This window comes from Verrucomicrobiia bacterium (genome assembly GCA_035946615.1).
Classification (GTDB): domain Bacteria; phylum Verrucomicrobiota; class Verrucomicrobiia; order Limisphaerales; family UBA8199; genus DASYZB01.
On record DASYZB010000002.1, the window covers coordinates 1 to 15,473 of the forward strand.

At 57.9% G+C, this 15,473-nt stretch carries 13 protein-coding genes; 3 read left to right on the forward strand and 10 right to left on the reverse strand.

The features are described from left to right. Positions 1–386: hypothetical protein (locus VG146_00170; GenBank protein HEV2390752.1), on the forward strand; the 386-nt coding region annotated here is incomplete at its 5' end. 248 nt (positions 387–634) lie between these two features. Here the strand turns inward: VG146_00170 and VG146_00175 are convergent. From VG146_00175 to VG146_00215, 9 genes are all read right to left on the reverse strand, one after another. Continuing rightward, on the reverse strand, positions 635–1,702 hold the full coding sequence (locus tag VG146_00175) for an IS630 family transposase (protein HEV2390753.1): 1,068 nt from the start codon (positions 1,700–1,702) through the stop codon (positions 635–637). Between the two features lie 418 nt (positions 1,703–2,120). Continuing rightward, complete coding sequence (locus VG146_00180) at positions 2,121–3,038, reverse strand: prepilin-type N-terminal cleavage/methylation domain-containing protein (protein ID HEV2390754.1); 918 nt, start codon at positions 3,036–3,038, stop codon at positions 2,121–2,123. A 26-nt stretch (positions 3,039–3,064) separates the two neighbouring features. Next, positions 3,065–3,424 (reverse strand): hypothetical protein, encoded by a 360-nt coding sequence (locus VG146_00185; protein ID HEV2390755.1) that lies wholly within the window; start codon positions 3,422–3,424, stop codon positions 3,065–3,067. 193 nt (positions 3,425–3,617) lie between these two features. Then, the gene (locus VG146_00190) at positions 3,618–4,832 is read right to left on the reverse strand and encodes an efflux RND transporter periplasmic adaptor subunit (protein ID HEV2390756.1); all 1,215 of its coding nucleotides are present in this window, start codon (positions 4,830–4,832) and stop codon (positions 3,618–3,620) included. Positions 4,833–4,920: 88 nt separating this feature from the next. Next, complete coding sequence (locus VG146_00195; protein ID HEV2390757.1) at positions 4,921–5,226, reverse strand: TMEM14 family protein; 306 nt, start codon at positions 5,224–5,226, stop codon at positions 4,921–4,923. 53 nt (positions 5,227–5,279) lie between these two features. Then, positions 5,280–7,478: a prolyl oligopeptidase family serine peptidase gene (locus VG146_00200; protein ID HEV2390758.1), complete on the reverse strand. Its 2,199-nt coding sequence runs from the start codon at positions 7,476–7,478 to the stop codon at positions 5,280–5,282. Between the two features lie 341 nt (positions 7,479–7,819). Continuing rightward, complete coding sequence (mnmA, locus tag VG146_00205; GenBank protein HEV2390759.1) at positions 7,820–8,911, reverse strand: tRNA 2-thiouridine(34) synthase MnmA; 1,092 nt, start codon at positions 8,909–8,911, stop codon at positions 7,820–7,822. A gap of 68 nt (positions 8,912–8,979) precedes the next feature. Continuing rightward, the gene (locus VG146_00210; protein HEV2390760.1) at positions 8,980–9,255 is read right to left on the reverse strand and encodes a YgdI/YgdR family lipoprotein; all 276 of its coding nucleotides are present in this window, start codon (positions 9,253–9,255) and stop codon (positions 8,980–8,982) included. Between the two features lie 118 nt (positions 9,256–9,373). Continuing rightward, complete coding sequence (locus VG146_00215; protein ID HEV2390761.1) at positions 9,374–11,563, reverse strand: alpha-galactosidase; 2,190 nt, start codon at positions 11,561–11,563, stop codon at positions 9,374–9,376. Positions 11,564–11,914: 351 nt separating this feature from the next. Between VG146_00215 and VG146_00220 the strand changes: the two genes are divergently transcribed. Next, positions 11,915–12,367, forward strand: a complete 453-nt coding sequence (locus tag VG146_00220; GenBank protein ID HEV2390762.1) for a cupin domain-containing protein — start codon at positions 11,915–11,917, stop codon at positions 12,365–12,367. Between the two features lie 86 nt (positions 12,368–12,453). Here the strand turns inward: VG146_00220 and VG146_00225 are convergent, their stop codons facing one another. Then, entirely contained in the window at positions 12,454–13,599 is a 1,146-nt protein-coding gene (locus VG146_00225; GenBank protein HEV2390763.1) for a right-handed parallel beta-helix repeat-containing protein, read from the reverse strand. 100 nt (positions 13,600–13,699) lie between these two features. Here VG146_00225 and VG146_00230 point away from each other — a divergent pair, with 100 nt between their 5' ends. Then, positions 13,700–15,460, forward strand: coding sequence for a fatty acid--CoA ligase (locus VG146_00230; protein HEV2390764.1), 1,761 nt, complete (start codon positions 13,700–13,702; stop codon positions 15,458–15,460). Positions 15,461–15,473 lie beyond the last annotated feature (13 nt).

Genomic DNA, 15,473 nt, shown 5'->3' on the forward strand with positions numbered 1-15,473 from the left:
TGGGGAATATCTCGCCGAGATTTGTCAGCGGCAAGGCCGCCAAGCGGTTCGCGCGCAAATTCAAGCGGACGATTCACTTGGTGGATTCGACGACCATCCAGTTGATTGCCTCGTGCATCGATTGGGCCAAGCACCGGCGCAGCAAGGCCGCGGCCAAGTGTCATCTGCGCTTGGACCTGCAAAGTTTCCTGCCGCGTTTTGCGATCATCGATACGGCGCGGGAGGCTGACGCCAAACGCGCCCGGGGTGTTGTACGCCGCTGCGCTGCTCTCGAAGCCGATTGCTGTGAGCCTTCCGATTACCCTTCTTTTGCTGGATTATTGGCCGCTGGACCGGCTCCATTTCCAGCCGTCGCTTGGGGCCTCAATGACATCTGGCACACCTAACGGTGAGACCCATGAGACGCAGACCAAGCCGTCTGGTTCCTCGGACGCGCGGGGCAGATGGATCTCCAGTGGCCCAAGCAAAGCCGCAGGACGCGGCCCCAGGCTAGTGTCGGATACCCTGCTTGCAAAGTCTCAAGGCGGGCACGTACTCCCTGGGATGCGAGGCTTCCAGTTTGGGTGGCCCTTTTTGGAGAAGGTGCCGTTCTTACTGCTTTCTGCAGTCGTCTGCTGGGTAACAGTACTAGTGCTTAGTTGCATAGATTAACGATAGTATTCCGAAGCTGTGTTCCTTTCACCTCCCGCTTCCGCCACTTAAAAGGTTTCGCATGCTGAGCATAGGCCTTGATGAATGCTTCAATCGCTTGCCTTAATTCGACGGTACTCCTGGCGCTCAGCCCACGCAGCGCCTTGCGCGAAAGTATTCCAAACCAGATTTCCACTTGGTTGAGCCAACTGGCCGAGGTCGGTGTGAAGTGAAAGTGAACGTTGGGATGCTGGAACAGCCAGGCATCGCATTTTTTGTGCGTGCAATAATTGTCCAAGATCACATGCAATTGCTGCTCAGCCGGCGATTCTGCGACCACTTGATCCATAAATTGCAGGAACTCCTCGCGTCGCTTCAACTGCGTGATGGCGGTTTTGACTTGGCCCGTTGCTACTTCCAGCGCCGCGAAAAGATTGAGCGTTCCGTGACGCTTATAGGTGCTTTTAAGACCGCGGACGATCTTGCCGTTGTCAGTTTCCACGTAGCCAGTCTTTCGCTCCAAAGCCTGGATGCTGGGTTTCTCATCGACCGAGATCACCAGCGCCTTCTCCGGGGGGTTGAGATACAGACCGACAATGTCAGCGGCTTTGACGGCGAACTCTTTGTCTGTGCTGACGCACCACGAACGTTGCCGCTGCAAGCAGATTCCTTCATGGCGAAGAACTCGCCAGACCGCATGCACCGAGCCCTTGAGGGCGGCAGCTACCGCCGGACCATCCCAGCAAACTTGACCTGCCGGCGGAGGCTGTTCCAGAAGCGCAAGCACCCGGTTGCGGAAATCCGCGCCATAAAGCGGTTTGGCTCCCGGCCGCGGTGCATCCACCAGTCCGGCCAGTCCGCGTTGCGCGAAGCGTTGCCGCCACTTGATGACCGTATTGGGGCGGGTGCGACAGCTGCGAGCAACCTCCTGAACTCGCTTGCCAGCCAGGCAGCCCAGGATAATCTGAGCTCGTTCGATCATTTGTTTAGATTCGGTTCGACTCCCGGCCAACCGTTCCAACTCCTGCCGGTCATCGGGACCACAAGTAATGGTAGGTGCATTTCGTGCCATGGATGGCACTATACAATATATCGCGTATCATTGCAAGTAAGCACTAGCAGCTTTGTTGCGCGTCCGCCAGCATTCCTGCCATCTATCAATTCAATTGAATTCCTGTTCATTTCTGCATCGTTCCCGGTTAAGCTGTCCTTCTGGATCGGAACAGAAAGGAGTAATCGAAATCGTAACAGCCCGGCTGGCTGGCCTTAAAGTTCCGGAGTGCAGAATGGGTACCGTCGGACTTCAGTAATCTGGTTGCATTTGTCCGCAGCCGGGTATCGAAAGTCTCAGGCCAAAACTCACCCGAACCGATGGTTCTGTACAGGCGAGCCGTCCCGGCGCCGATCAGCTTGCCATTTTGATCCAAAATCGTGGCCCGGAACTGGATGGACCCTCGCGGAGCTTTCGTATGCATTGCGAGTTGACAAGGTCACTCGCCCGGTTTGACGGTCCACATCCCTTTCGGAGCGATGAGGGTTCCTGAACCGACGGTTTGCTCGATTCGCAGCGCCTCGACATGATTATCATGGAACAGGTAATTGAAACGGTGGCTGTGGATCCCATACTCGTTATTGCCGAAGTTTTTGGCGTCCGGGCTCGGATCGACCTGGAAGAGATCGGGTGAGCCGGTGCCGGGGAATTGCGGGCCGTTGCAAATACAGGGCCAGATATTGCCGACGACATTCTGGATGTTGGGCTCTTCGGCCAGAAGAATCGTACCCGTGGGATCTATTACGACCGAACTGCGGTAGCCGCGCGCATCCCAGTCAGGCGTGCGCCCATCCTGCCAATAAATACCTACCCCATGCCGTCCGGGGATCGAAAGATCCGGCAAGGGATAGGCGCCGTTTTTAGGATCCACTTGCCAATCGGCGGACCAATTCGGGCCAACGCTGTTCATGGCGTAAGTCCGCCGCAGCCCAAAGTCCACCCAGCCCCACTGTGGATCGCTGGGCGAGGTGGGGATGCGGTCGGCGGGACATTTTTCGATTTTTGGGCTGTAAGCGGTGGGAGTCAGGCCGGTGTCGATAGCGCTATTGGGAGCCACACCGCCGATGTAGTGATAGATCCAGGTGTCCCAGGCAAGCTGGCCATTATTGGATGCATTGCCGTATCCGGCGGGAGGGTATCGATCCTCCTTGTCGCTCACAAACAGGCTGAACCCCAAACCCAGTTGGCGCATTTGCGACGCGCATTGGACGCGCCAGGCTTTGTTGCGGGCCACGCTGAGCGCAGGCAAGAGCATTGCCGCTAGAATGGCGATAATCGCGATAACGACCAGAAGCTCGATTAAGGTGAAGCCGGGGAGCGTTCGCGACACCGGTCGGGTTTGGATTGAAGGGGTCATGGCGATGGTTGGTTTACCGAGCGACTTCATTTAGAGCTACTGTCAGCCAAAACCACCACCGGACCCTGAATCATGTACTTCTTGCCTGGGGGTGGCGGGGGCGGTTGCACGCCTGATTTGGCCAGGAAATCATCAAAATCCTTCGGCAACGAGTGTGAGCCGGCGATGTATTTGCGCAGCGCAATGGACAATTGATTCAAATTAGCCTCTGGGCTTCCGCTGTCCGGAATCACAATCGGCTGCGGGGCCGCCCCTGGATCCATCTTCGGCGGTCCATGCCGGGCGAGAGACTCAGCGGTCAGTGGAGAAGCCTTTTTACCCGCCGGCAGAGTGGCCACAGCCAGAAGGAGCGCAAGGCCAACGCGACTTGGACACCATTTAGTCATATTCCGGCAAGAATATAATCAGAAGGGGTGGATTTTGCATGTCGTTAGAATTGAGGATAGGGGACCAGCGCTTCAGCGGGAGAGACACGAATTTCACGAATTACCACGAATCGGAGAGGACCGCAGATGGCGCGGATCACCCGCGCAGCGTACAAAACAATTCGCGGCCAAAAAGCAAATTCCTTTCAATTTATTAATAATTCTCCCGAACCGCCGCCCCATCGGCGAGGTTCGCGGGTCCCTCGATGACGACGCGTTCGCCCGCAGCCAACCCCGCCTCAATCACGGCATTGTCGGAATCGCTGCTGTCCACCGTGACGGCGCGGCGCTCGGCGCGGCCATCGTGCAGAACAAAGACGACATCTTTGCCGTCCTGCTGGCGAACAGCCTGTTTTGGGACAATTACCCGGCGGGCCGCGCTCGAAGCGGCGCCGCCGGCTTCGCGAAAGGCCACTTTAATGCTCATCTCGGGCAGGAGCCGCAGGTCGAGGTGATTGAAACCAACGCGGACCTTTACGGTGGATTTTTGCCGGTCGGCTGCAGGGATGATGGCAATGACTTTGCAGGGGATTTTCCAATCCGGATAGGCATCGAGCGTCGCCTCGACCGGTTGGCCGGCCTCGACGCGATTGATGTAGCTCTCATTGACATCGATTTCTATTTCCAGCGATTGCATATCGACAATCGTGCAGATACCCGTCCGGGTGAAACCCCCGCCGGCGGAGATCGGGGAGATCATTTCTCCGGGTTGCGCATTTTTGGAGGTAACGATCCCGGCGAACGGCGCCCGGATAACAGTATCCTCCAACTGCTGCTGCCAGGTGGCGAGCATGCGCTGGGCTACCTCGACATCCGCCTTTTGTTGCAGGAGCCTGGCCTTGAGGGCCAGGGCGGAGGCCTCGGCGTGGTCATAATCGGCTTGGGTGGCGATTTTATTGGTGAGCAGGCCCTTTTGGCGCTCGAGTTCCTGTTCAGCTTCCCGAATGCGCACCTCTGTTTCGGCCAGTGCATTGCTCGCGGAAACCAATTGCGCCTGGGCCAGAAGCAGGCTCGCCTTCACGTTCGTATCGTCCAGCCGTGCCAACACCTGGCCTTCATCGACCTTCATGCCTTCTTCGACCAGGACCTCGATAACTTTGCCGGTGACCTTGGAAGAGACCGTGGCCTCGCGCCTGGCAGTGACATAGCCAGAGGCATTCAACACCGTTCGCTCCTCCGCTGTTGCCCCCGCCTCGCGCGCCGCAACCGCGCGCACCAGGATGCCGCGCGGCCACAGCCGCCAGCCCGCCACGCTGCCGCCCAGCAGCAGCACGCCCAGCAACAGCAGAACCCACAGAGGCGCCTTGGTTTCCGGCGCCTCTTGGCGGTGGATGCGCAGGTCATCCAGCGTGGGTTTTTGCGGACTCATGGGAGCTTGCCCGCACCAAGGAAACCCAGGCTCGAAAATCTTGCGTTGAGCGCTTGCCCCATGTTTGTGAGGGAGAAAGAACCCCGGTTTAATGCAGGAAATGCCGCAAGACCAGGGCCGCCAGGGTAAGGACCAGCATCAGGCCGCTGGGCATGAATTTCTTGGTCTTGGTCAAGCGGATGGCGAAAACGACCAGTAACGCCGCCAGGATGACCTCGGTTATCAGTTGGCGGGCGCCAGGCTGGAATAACGAGGGTATCGACGCCACAATCAGGATGGCGGCCGAAATTGCCGAGGTAATCAGGGAAACCTTGCTGCCGGCCTTGAGAAAACCCATCAGCCCTCCCACCAGCAATAAAACGATATAAACCCACAGAACCGTGTTTCCAGTCATATGATGAGGCTCATCCTAAGGGAACCCGGGAGAAAGGAAACTTAGAAATGACTTTAAAAAGGCGCGGAAGAGGTCTGGAGGTGTAGCCCATCCAGCCCCAGTTCCTTGATTAAAAATGCGTAGGCCAACGCGGACATGAAGGCCGCCTGCTTGTTGTTGGCGGCCCCGCCGTGCCCGCCTTCGGTGTTTTCATAATACAGAACGTCGTGTCCCTGGGCTTCCATTCGGGCGACCATCTTGCGGGCGTGGCCCGGATGGACCCGGTCGTCGCGAGTCGATGTGGTGAAAAACACGCGAGGGTACTTTTTTTCCTTGAGCACGTTTTGGTAAGGGGAGTACTTGCTGATGTAAGCCCAGTCTTCGGGTTTATCCGGGTTGCCGTATTCATCCATCCAGCTCGCGCCAGCCAGGAGTTTATTATAGCGGCGCATATCCAGGAGCGGGACCTGGCAGACGACCGCTTTGAACAAGCCAGGACGTTCGGTCAACATCACCCCCATTAGGAGCCCGCCATTCGAGCCGCCTTCGATTCCGAGGTGGCGCGGCGAAGTCACCTTGCGAACCTGCAAATCCTCAGCCACCGCGATGAAATCGTCGTAAGCGCGTTGCCGATGGGCTTTGCGAGCCGCCTCGTGCCAGGTCGGGCCAAACTCGCCTCCGCCGCGGATGTTGGCCAGGACATAAACGCCGCCCCGTTCGAGCCATGCGGCCCCCACCCCGGCGCTATAGGACGGCAGCATGGAAATCTCGAAGCCGCCGTATCCATAGAGCAAGGTAGGATTGCTCCCGTTGAGCGCCATGCCCTTGGGGCTGACTTGGAAATAAGGGATTTTGGTCCCGTCTTTCGAAGTGGCCTCATGCTGTGTGATTTCCAGGCCGTCCGTCTTAAAGAAAGCAGGCAAGCTCTTGAGCTTCTCGCGCTCAGCCTTGGCGAGCGTCCCGAGGTACAGGCTGGAAGGGGTCAGGAAATCCGTGACGGTCATAAAGTAATCGTCCGATTCATCAGGATCGATTCCATGAATGCCGACCGAGCCAAAATCGGGCGCCGGCAGTGGGACGCGGGTCCAGCGGCCATTCTGGTGTTGGAGCGCGTACAAATGGCTGCGCACGTTGTCCAGTTCGTTCAGGATGAGGTAATGCCTTGTCGCGCTGGTTGCCTCGAGGCTCTTGCGCGCTGAGGGGGTAAACAGCGGCTCAAAACTCCGCTCGCCTTTCACACACCCATCGAAATTGGCCGCCAACAGCGAGCCTGCAGGGAATGTTTTCCCGTTCACGGTCCAATCGGTGCGCAGGCGCACGAGCAATTGATCGGCGAATGTGCCGACAGTGGCATCGTCGGGTTTATCGATGCGGACCCATTGATCGCCGCGGCGGACGTAATCCTCGCTGGTAAAGAAGGTCATTCCGCGTTGGATCAGCTCGTAGGTATAACCGTGGTCGTGGACAACCGAGGCCCCAACCTCGACATCACCGGGTTGGCCGCGAAAGACCACTGTGGCCTGCTCAAGCGGTGTGCCGCGCCGCCATTCCTTAATAATGCGCGGATAGCCGGAGGTCGTCAGCGAACCGGGGCCGAAATCGGTTCCCACATAGAGGGTATCGCGGTTGCGCCAGGCCACGTCGCTCTTGGCTTCCGGCAAATAGAAACCGCCCGGCACAAACGATTTTGTGGTCAGATCGAATTCCCGCGCCACTCTGGCATCTGCTCCACCGCGCGAGAGAAAAACCAGGCACCGATCATAGGTCGGATAGAGCACATCATATCCCTTCCAAACCCAGTTCTCCTTTTCGTCAGCGGCCAATTTGTCCAGGTCCAGCACGGTTTCCCAGGTGGGGTCATCCTTCTTGAATTCCTCGAGGCTGGTCCGGCGCCAGAGCCCGCGCACGTTCTTATTGTCGCGCCAAAAATTATAATAATAGCGTCCGTGCTTTGCGACATAGGGGATGCGCGCCTTGGAATCAAGGATGGACAGCAACCGTTTGTTTATCAGATCAAAATCGGGAGAGGCTTCAAGTTCTCTGGTGCTGATGGTGTTTTGGGCTTTGACCCACGCCAGGGCTTTGTCTGCGGTAACACCCTCCAGCCAAAGGTAAGGGTCGGCGGGGTTGCTCCCGGCCGGCAAGGCTGCGAGGGGCGCCGGCGAGACGGGCTGGCTTCCGTGGCTGCATGAAAATCCCGCGAGCAGGAAGCCGGCCGCAACGCCTGCCATCGGCAGGCGCTTGTTCCAATGTCCATTCACAATCCGTGGCATGGCCGGCCCCCACTTTATCAGCAACGCAATGACAAATGAAAACATTTTCGTCCTAGGAAAATCATGGGGCGATGAATGCGCTGAATCTACCGGACGGTTTTGTGGCGTGTTCGTGCGCGTGCCACCAGGGGTGTTCCGGGCCTAATGACAGAGTCGAAGCAATGAGCCGCCATTCCTGAGTGTAGGAGACGACGTAAGGAGTCTCTGATCAGCAACTTCCGCGTGAACCAAATGCGGCCAGTTGACAATTCTGATCAGAGACTCCTTACGTCGTCTCCTACAAAGGCTTGAAACTGACCTTGTCATTGGCCCCGGGGGGTGTTTGATGCCCGCGCCAGGGTCTATCGTTGCAGAGAAATCCAACCACCGCCTAGAACGAGGTCGTCTTGGTAAAAGACAGCGGCCTGGCCAGGGGTCACAGCGCGTTGAGGGGTGTGCAGTTTGACCTTGGCCCTGCCTGAAGCCAGCGGGGTAACTGTTGCGGCGGCGCCGGGGTGGTTATAGCGAATCTTCACCGTAGCAGCCACGCTTTCGGGCGGCGGGTCATAGGCTATCCAGTTGCACCGCTCGGCGATGAACTCGTCGCGTTCGAGGCCAGAGACATCACCTCCGACCACCACCCGGTTGGCAGCAGGGTCCAGGTCCAGGACGTAAAGGGGTCTTGGAGAAGAGATGCCCAAGCCCTTGCGTTGGCCAATAGTGTAGAACTCAATGCCTTCATGGAACCCCAAGACATGGCCCTCAACATTGACGATCTCGCCTCGATGCGTCTGGGCCAGCTTCGCCTGCCGCAGAAACTTGCCATAATCATTATCCGGCACGAAACAGATTTCCATGCTCTCCTCTTTGTCAGCGGTCTTGAGCTGGCACTGACGGGCGACCTCGCGAGTATCGGCCTTTGTTTTTTCACCAAGCGGGAAGAGAGCCCGCGCCAACTGCTGCTGGCCCAACGAGAAAAGGAAATAGCTCTGGTCTTTGCGCGGGTCATGGCCGCGCTTGAGCCAGGTGCGCGCGGTCTCAGGAGACTTCTCGACGCGGGCGAAGTGGCCGGTGGCGATGTACTGGGCGCCAAGCTGGTCGGCCCGCTCGATGAGCCGTCCAAACTTGAGGTTCTGGTTGCACATCACACAAGGATTCGGGGTGCGCCCGGCCTTGTACTCATCGGCAAAATACTGAATGACTTTGGTTTGGAATTCCGCCGCTTCATCAATGAGATAGTACGGTATGCCCAGTTTATGGCAGACGGCCCGGGCGTCGGTGACGGCTTGGGGACCGCAGCACTTGTCTTCAGCGCGGGAGATGCAGTCCTGCGGCCAGAGCTTGAGGGTGATGCCGACCACGTCATAGCCCTGTTCGAGCAAAAGCGCCGCCGTAGCAGAGGAATCGACTCCGCCGCTCATGCCGACAACTACACGTGTTCTTTTCAGGGCCATTACAGGGCCTTAAGCATAACCTGTTGGATGAATGCTGTAAACCGGCAGCAGCGGGCGCCGCCGCGGGCTCACCAAAACTTCCACCAATGATGCTTGGCCGGGGGAGAGGGGACAAACCGATTCTCGTGGCTGGCCATCGAGGCTGGTTCAATCTCCTCGACACGGCTTTGGGGGATAACATTGTCGCGGCCCTGAGCGTCTTTGTAATGATAATTGGCTCCTTTGAGCTTGGGTTTTCCGGAAGTGGTGAGCTGGATGCCATTGGTGAGTTTCATGACGTAGGTGTTTGCGCAGCCACAAACCAGGCCAAGAGCAAACAGGAGCGGTAGAGCGAGCCTTTTCATAACAAACTTGCTGCCTGCTCTTTAACACCGGGGCGCAAGCTTGTCACTCCGGATGTTGCAGGGTGTTAAGAGCCTGTTTTAGTGCGCATTTCCACGGCGCACTAAAACAGGCTCCAACCTACCGTGCCGGCTCGGCGATCAGCTCGATAATCGAGCTGTCGAATTCACGATGGCAGGCCGGAACAAGCCCTTCATTTATCAGAATTGACCCTGGAACGATCTGTCCTTCTTTGTCGAGGCGCCCAGACGTCCCTTCGGCAAGATTGAGTTCGCGCACGCGATAGTTGCGCTGCGGGTCCAAGCCCCCGGGCCGGACCGGTTTATTCGCGTCGTCATCCGCGAGTTGGTACACAAAGAGCACCGCCCGGGAACGGTCAGGCAGGACATAATCCAAGGCGCTTCGCGGCCCTTGGTAAGGTGATTCGAGCCGGAACAGGTCGCCTTGGGCGGTAATCTCGCGAACGGTTTGTTTGTAGAGCAAAACGGCGCTGGCGATGGCGCGGCGTTCCTCGGGCTTGAGTTTGCGCGCATCCAAATCCAATCCCAACGCTCCGCTCAAGGCCACATCGAGCGTGAACTTGAGCGGACGCCGCCCCATCCGAGTCACGTGCGCGCAGAGGGTTGAGGCGGGGAAGAAATGGCTAAAGCCCCACTGGATGAAGACGCGGCTGCGCGGGTCGGTGTTATCACTGGGCCAGAACGAATCGAAATACTTGAGCGCTCCGTAATCGGCGCGGCCCGAACCCCCTGAACAGAGCATCGCCTGGACATGAGGATACTTCTCCGTCATCCGCCGCATGAGGTCATAAAGGCCGAAGTTATAATCAATGAGCAGGTGGGATTGTTCTGAAGGGGGCAGATACGTCGAGCCGGGCTGCGTCACGTAACGGTTGGCATCCCATTTCACATAAGAAATGCCCGGATTCGACCCGAGGATGTTATCGATGGCGTTCCAGGCAAATTCACGCACCTCGGGCCGGCTCAGATCGAGCACAAGCTGGTTGCGGCTCAGCTCCAGTTCGCGGTGCGGCTGGCGGATGGCCCAGTCCGGGTGTTGCTCGAACAAGTCGCTGGCCGGGTTGACCATCTCGGGTTCGAGCCAAATGCCAAACCGGATGCCGCGCTGCCGCGCCTGCTCGGCGAGGTGCGAAAGGCCATGAGGCAATTTGTTGGTATTGACCTGCCAATCGCCCAGGCCGGCATTGTCTGCATTGCGCGGATGCCGGTTGCCAAACCACCCGTCATCCAGCAGAAAGGCGTCGGCCCCAAGTTCCTTTGCGCCGTCAAAGAGCGAGACGACTGTTTGCTCATCAAATTTGAAACCGGTCGCCTCCCAATTGTTGAGCAGGACTGGGCGGGGCTGGTCTCCGTCGCGAATTCCATAGCGGCGCGCCCAGCGGTGGAAGTTGCGGCTGACCTGGCCCTTGCCATGATCACTCCAGGTCCAAAGCATCGAGGGGGTTGTAAATGTAACGTCAGGGTGCAAATGGTACTCTGACCCGAAAGGATTGATGCCACACAAGGCGCGCAGGCGATGGTCCCAGTCCACCTCAAAGGCCAATTGATAGCTGCCCGACCAGGCCAGCGAACCGCCAAACACTTCGCCGGATTCTTCTTTGGCCGGCCCATCTAAAGCCAGCACGAATGATGGGAGGCGAAACCGGCTGGCCCGCACCCCAATTTTGGAGTCCAGGACCTTGATCCCGGGCTCGAGCTGCTCTTCAACCATATTGGCTTCCCGCGCATAATCACCTTGGAATTGGGTGAGCCAATATTCTTTGGCTCGGAAGGCCGGGGCTGAAGAAGCAAAGCGCAGGAGGGTTACCGGCCCGTTTTCCTGCTGATTGAATTCGGTCCACTGCTCGATGAGGTCCTCGGCAACATAGCTTTTAAAACAGAGGGTCGCGTAAAAGGGATAGAAGCTGTCCTTGAGTTCAATGCGCGTGAGCGTGACATTGGCATCCAGGTTCGTGGTTTCGCTCTTTGCAAACCGCAGGTCCGTCGAGGTGTTGCCATCCGCGTGGGTAACTTGCAATGCCGGTTCGCAAATAAACCCGTTCCCGTAGGCGGGATGGAATTCGGCCTCGCGTGCGGGTTTGCCCTTGGGATATGAGGCCTTGAACTCGCGGCTGCCGTAACCCAGTTCGTAAAGGCGGCCATCCTCGCCCACAAACAGGTTGATGCACGAACGAGCCGTCGTGATGGAAATGAATAAATCGCTCTCGGCGCCTGCTGATGGATTGGCCCGCAGGGCGCCCCAAGCGCAGGCAAGCATCCCCAGAACAAGCAGCCGTTGGTATCGAACCATAGGCGGCTTTTATAGCAGCCCCCCATGCGCGGCACAGGTAAATTCTCTGACGCGGATCCAGGATTGGTCGAGGATGCGCTGGCGCCTGCTCACCGATGAGGAAGTGGCGCAAATGCAGCAGGCGATCAAAGAATCACATCTTGTCGAGTAGGCTTCGAAGGGATTCAACTCAAGGCGCTTGCGACCGAAGCGTGCTACCTGTTATGGCTTGGGCGTTACATTCGGGGCCTTGCGGCAAATGCCTTCCGAGCTTGAGAGGGAGAAAAAGCTGGAGCATTTTCTCGCCCACGAGACCGACGGTGGCCGTGGGATTGAAAGGTATGCCAACGTGCCGCCCGGTAGAAAAACCATATGAAATTCAAAGCTATCTCCAGCTTGCTCGCGTCCGGCCTCTGCGCTGCGGTGCTGGCCGGCGACCAGGTCCCAATCTCTCCGGTGCTCTATTTCGATGCGCAGAAAGTTGCAGCCGCTTTTGCCAAGAGCGCGCCGTTGGTGGTCACCGACAAGTTCAAGGTCCAGACGGGCAATCGCACCACCCCGGGCGAGGTTGAAATCCACGAATGGGATACGGATGTTTTTTACATCATGGAAGGCTCGGCCACGTTCGTAACCGGGGGCGTAGCGGTTGATCCGAAACAAACAGCCCCCGGCGAAACCCGTGCCGTGAGAATCTCAGGGGGCAAAGAACGGCGCCTGGCCAAGGGAGATGTGATTGTAATTCCCAATCGTGTGCCTCACTGGTTCAAAAAGGTGCACGGCCACATGATTTATTTCGCGGTCAAGGTGACAGACTCCTCCCGGTAAGGACGCGGATTCCTCTCGATGCCAGGCGCCCGGTCTATGAATGATGCGCGCCCGTGTTGCCGGGAATCGTTTGGCAGACAGGCCAATCACGCGGTCCTCGGGCAGCCGACATTGTTGGTGAACACGTGACCTGCGCCATGTTCGCCCAGGTCCGCCGTCATGTCCTTGATATAACCCTCAAACAGGGTGTTGGACGAAATCATGCAGTAACTGAGTTTCCGCAGCAGGAATCCAAACTGCGGGGTGTAAGTCCCCTTCCCGCCATCATCCCGGCCCGCCGCGCATACATTGGAAACGAAGCTCAACCCGTTGCATTCCTCCAGTCGCACCTGGCAGGAACGCTCCGCCTCCGCCAACCTGCTGCTGTCTTTGCCGCAACGCCTGAAGACATTTCCGGTTATCGTGGTGGTGCGCATCCTCAAGGCACAGAGGCCCGCGCCCCAATTGCGATCAAAACAGTTTCCAGTGACGTTCCACGCATCGCCCGCGCAGAGGTAAAGGCCGTAGCCCTGGTTCCATTCGACGCGGTTGGCCGTGAACATGACCGTGGCTCCCACCGAGTCGCAGCCAAAGCCGTGGCTGCCATTACCGGAGAACTGGTTATCCATCACGAACCCATCCCAGCCGGTGATTTGGACGCCACACCCTTTGTTGCCCTGCATGATGCTGCGGCGAATGATGAAGACCCAGATGCGCAACAGATGAACGCCGTGTCCCGAAAACCGTTCGATCTTGCAGTCGTCGATTACAATCGAGTCCTCCTGCGGGCTATACTTCTGGTCGTTATTCAGGAAGACACCGTGAATGGCTTTTTTGGCTCCGCGGCGGCCCTGCAAGAAAAGTCCGCGGAGGTGCACGCCGAAGGCGCCGGTGATGTTGATCAGGCAGTCCGCTTCATCGGAATCAAGCAGCAGCATGGCGCCGCCCTCCCCCCGGTACCCCCATTGGGGCTCCGCCAGGACAGTGGTATGCGGGTGAATCCTCAAATCGTGGCACAGATAGCGTCCCGCCGGGAAATAGACCGTCCCGCTGACTGCGCCCGCGGCATCCAACGCCTTCTGGATGCCCTCCGAATCGGGGGTCTTGCCGTCGCCTTTTGCGCCAAAATCGACAACGTTGTAAACGGAAGCAGTTCGCGCCCCGCTCTGCTCGGCTGCGCGCGCAGAGCTTCCTCCAGCCAGGCCCCCTATGCCCAAGAGAGTTGTCCTCACGAGGAATTCGCGTTTATTCATGCTCATTCGCAAATGTAGGTCTTTGCGCAATGGCAAAGCAAGCGAGGGATCAATTTCGAGTTTTACATTTTGGTTTGCCTCGCGACACTCATCCGTACCCATGTCAAAGTCTGACCGCCATTCGCACACCTCCCGCTCTGTGGTTCCGTTGGCGCCGCCGGGGGCCGAGCCGGGAACCGATTACCCGCTTGCAGGAAAACCCACCCCACTCCTGTTGAAGTACCTGCTTGATCGCCCTTTGGCATGGGCGCCCGACCAGCAGATCATTTATCGAGACCTGAAAGCCCTCACTTATCGAGGCTTTTTCGAGCGCATCCAGCGGTTGGCAAACGTGCTCACCCAATTAGGCATCGGGAATGGAGATCGTGTCGGCGTGCTCGACTATGACAGCCATCGCTACCTGGAACTCTATTTTGCTGTCCCAATGATCGGGGCGGTGTTGCACACGGTAAATATCCGGCTGTCACCCGATCAGCTCTGTTTCACCATTGGCCACGCCGAGGATAAAGCGCTGTTCATCCACACCGATTTTGTGTCGTTGGTCGAGCAGATGATCTCGCGTTTGCCAACAGTCCAGCACCGAGTGCTCCTCTCCGACGATGCCTGCCCCGCTAAATCCAAGGCCGGCTTTGCCGGCGAATACGAGGCTCTTCTCCTTTCCTCACCCACGGAATTCTCTTTCCCTGATTTCGAGGAGGACACCGTGGCTACTTTGTTTTACACCACGGGCACCACAGGCGAGCCCAAGGGCGTTTTCTACACTCACCGCCAGATCGTTTTGCACACGTTCATTGTGGGTTTCACTCTGGCGACAGGGCGGCATCCGGTGGGCCTGAGCACGGACGATGTTTACCTGCCGCTGACGCCGATGTTTCATGCTCATGCGTGGGGAGTACCTTACATGGCCACCGCCCTCGGACTGAAACAGATTTATCCCGGTCGTTTTGAACCGCACACCCTGGTGAAATTAATAACGACGCATCAACCCACTTTCAGCCACGGCGTCCCGACCATTTTGCGCACCTTGCTGCAAAACCCAGCCTTCCGGGACCTGGACCTGTCCCAATTGAAAATGCTCATCGGCGGAAGCGCGCTCACCGAGGACCTGGGACGTGCCTCGAGGGCGCGCGGCATCCGGCTGCTCACCGGATACGGCATGTCGGAAACATGTCCCGTGGTGGCGTTGGGACAGGCCAAGCCAAGTCTCAGCAAACTTGAGCCCGAAGCGCAGGCTGACCTGCTGTGCCGCGCCACATTGCTTACCCCGTTTGTACGCGCTCGAATCGTGGATGACCAAGGTCGAACGCTGCCTGGCGGCCAGGAGCATGCCGGAGAACTCGTTCTGCAAGCGCCTTGGTTAACGCAAGGCTACTTTAAAGCGCCGGAACAATCCGGACACCTTTGGCGCGACGGCTGGCTTCACACCGGCGATGTCGGCACCCTCGATTCTCAGAACTACCTGCGCATCACCGACCGCATCAAAGATGTGATTAAGATCGGTGGCGAATGGATATCCTCGTTTGAACTCGAAAACGCTCTTAATCAACACCCGGCAGTGGATGAAGTGGCTGTTATCGGTCTCCCCGATCCAAAGTGGGGAGAGCGGCCGCACGCCCTTGTGGTGTTACTCGATGGCCTTTCCTCCAAGGCTAGCGCCCAAGACCTGGTTGCTCATCTGCATCATTGTATCGAGTTCGGGTCCATTCACAAACGGGCTATTCTTACCAGCATTCAAATTGTTGAATCGCTGCCCAAAACTTCTGTGGGCAAGCTCGATAAAAAGGCCTTGCGCGCACGGTTGAACACCTCTTCGGCCCACCCCCAAAAGCATAAGGGGTCCAGCCCTAAAACAGAGGTTTGATCGACAAAACCGC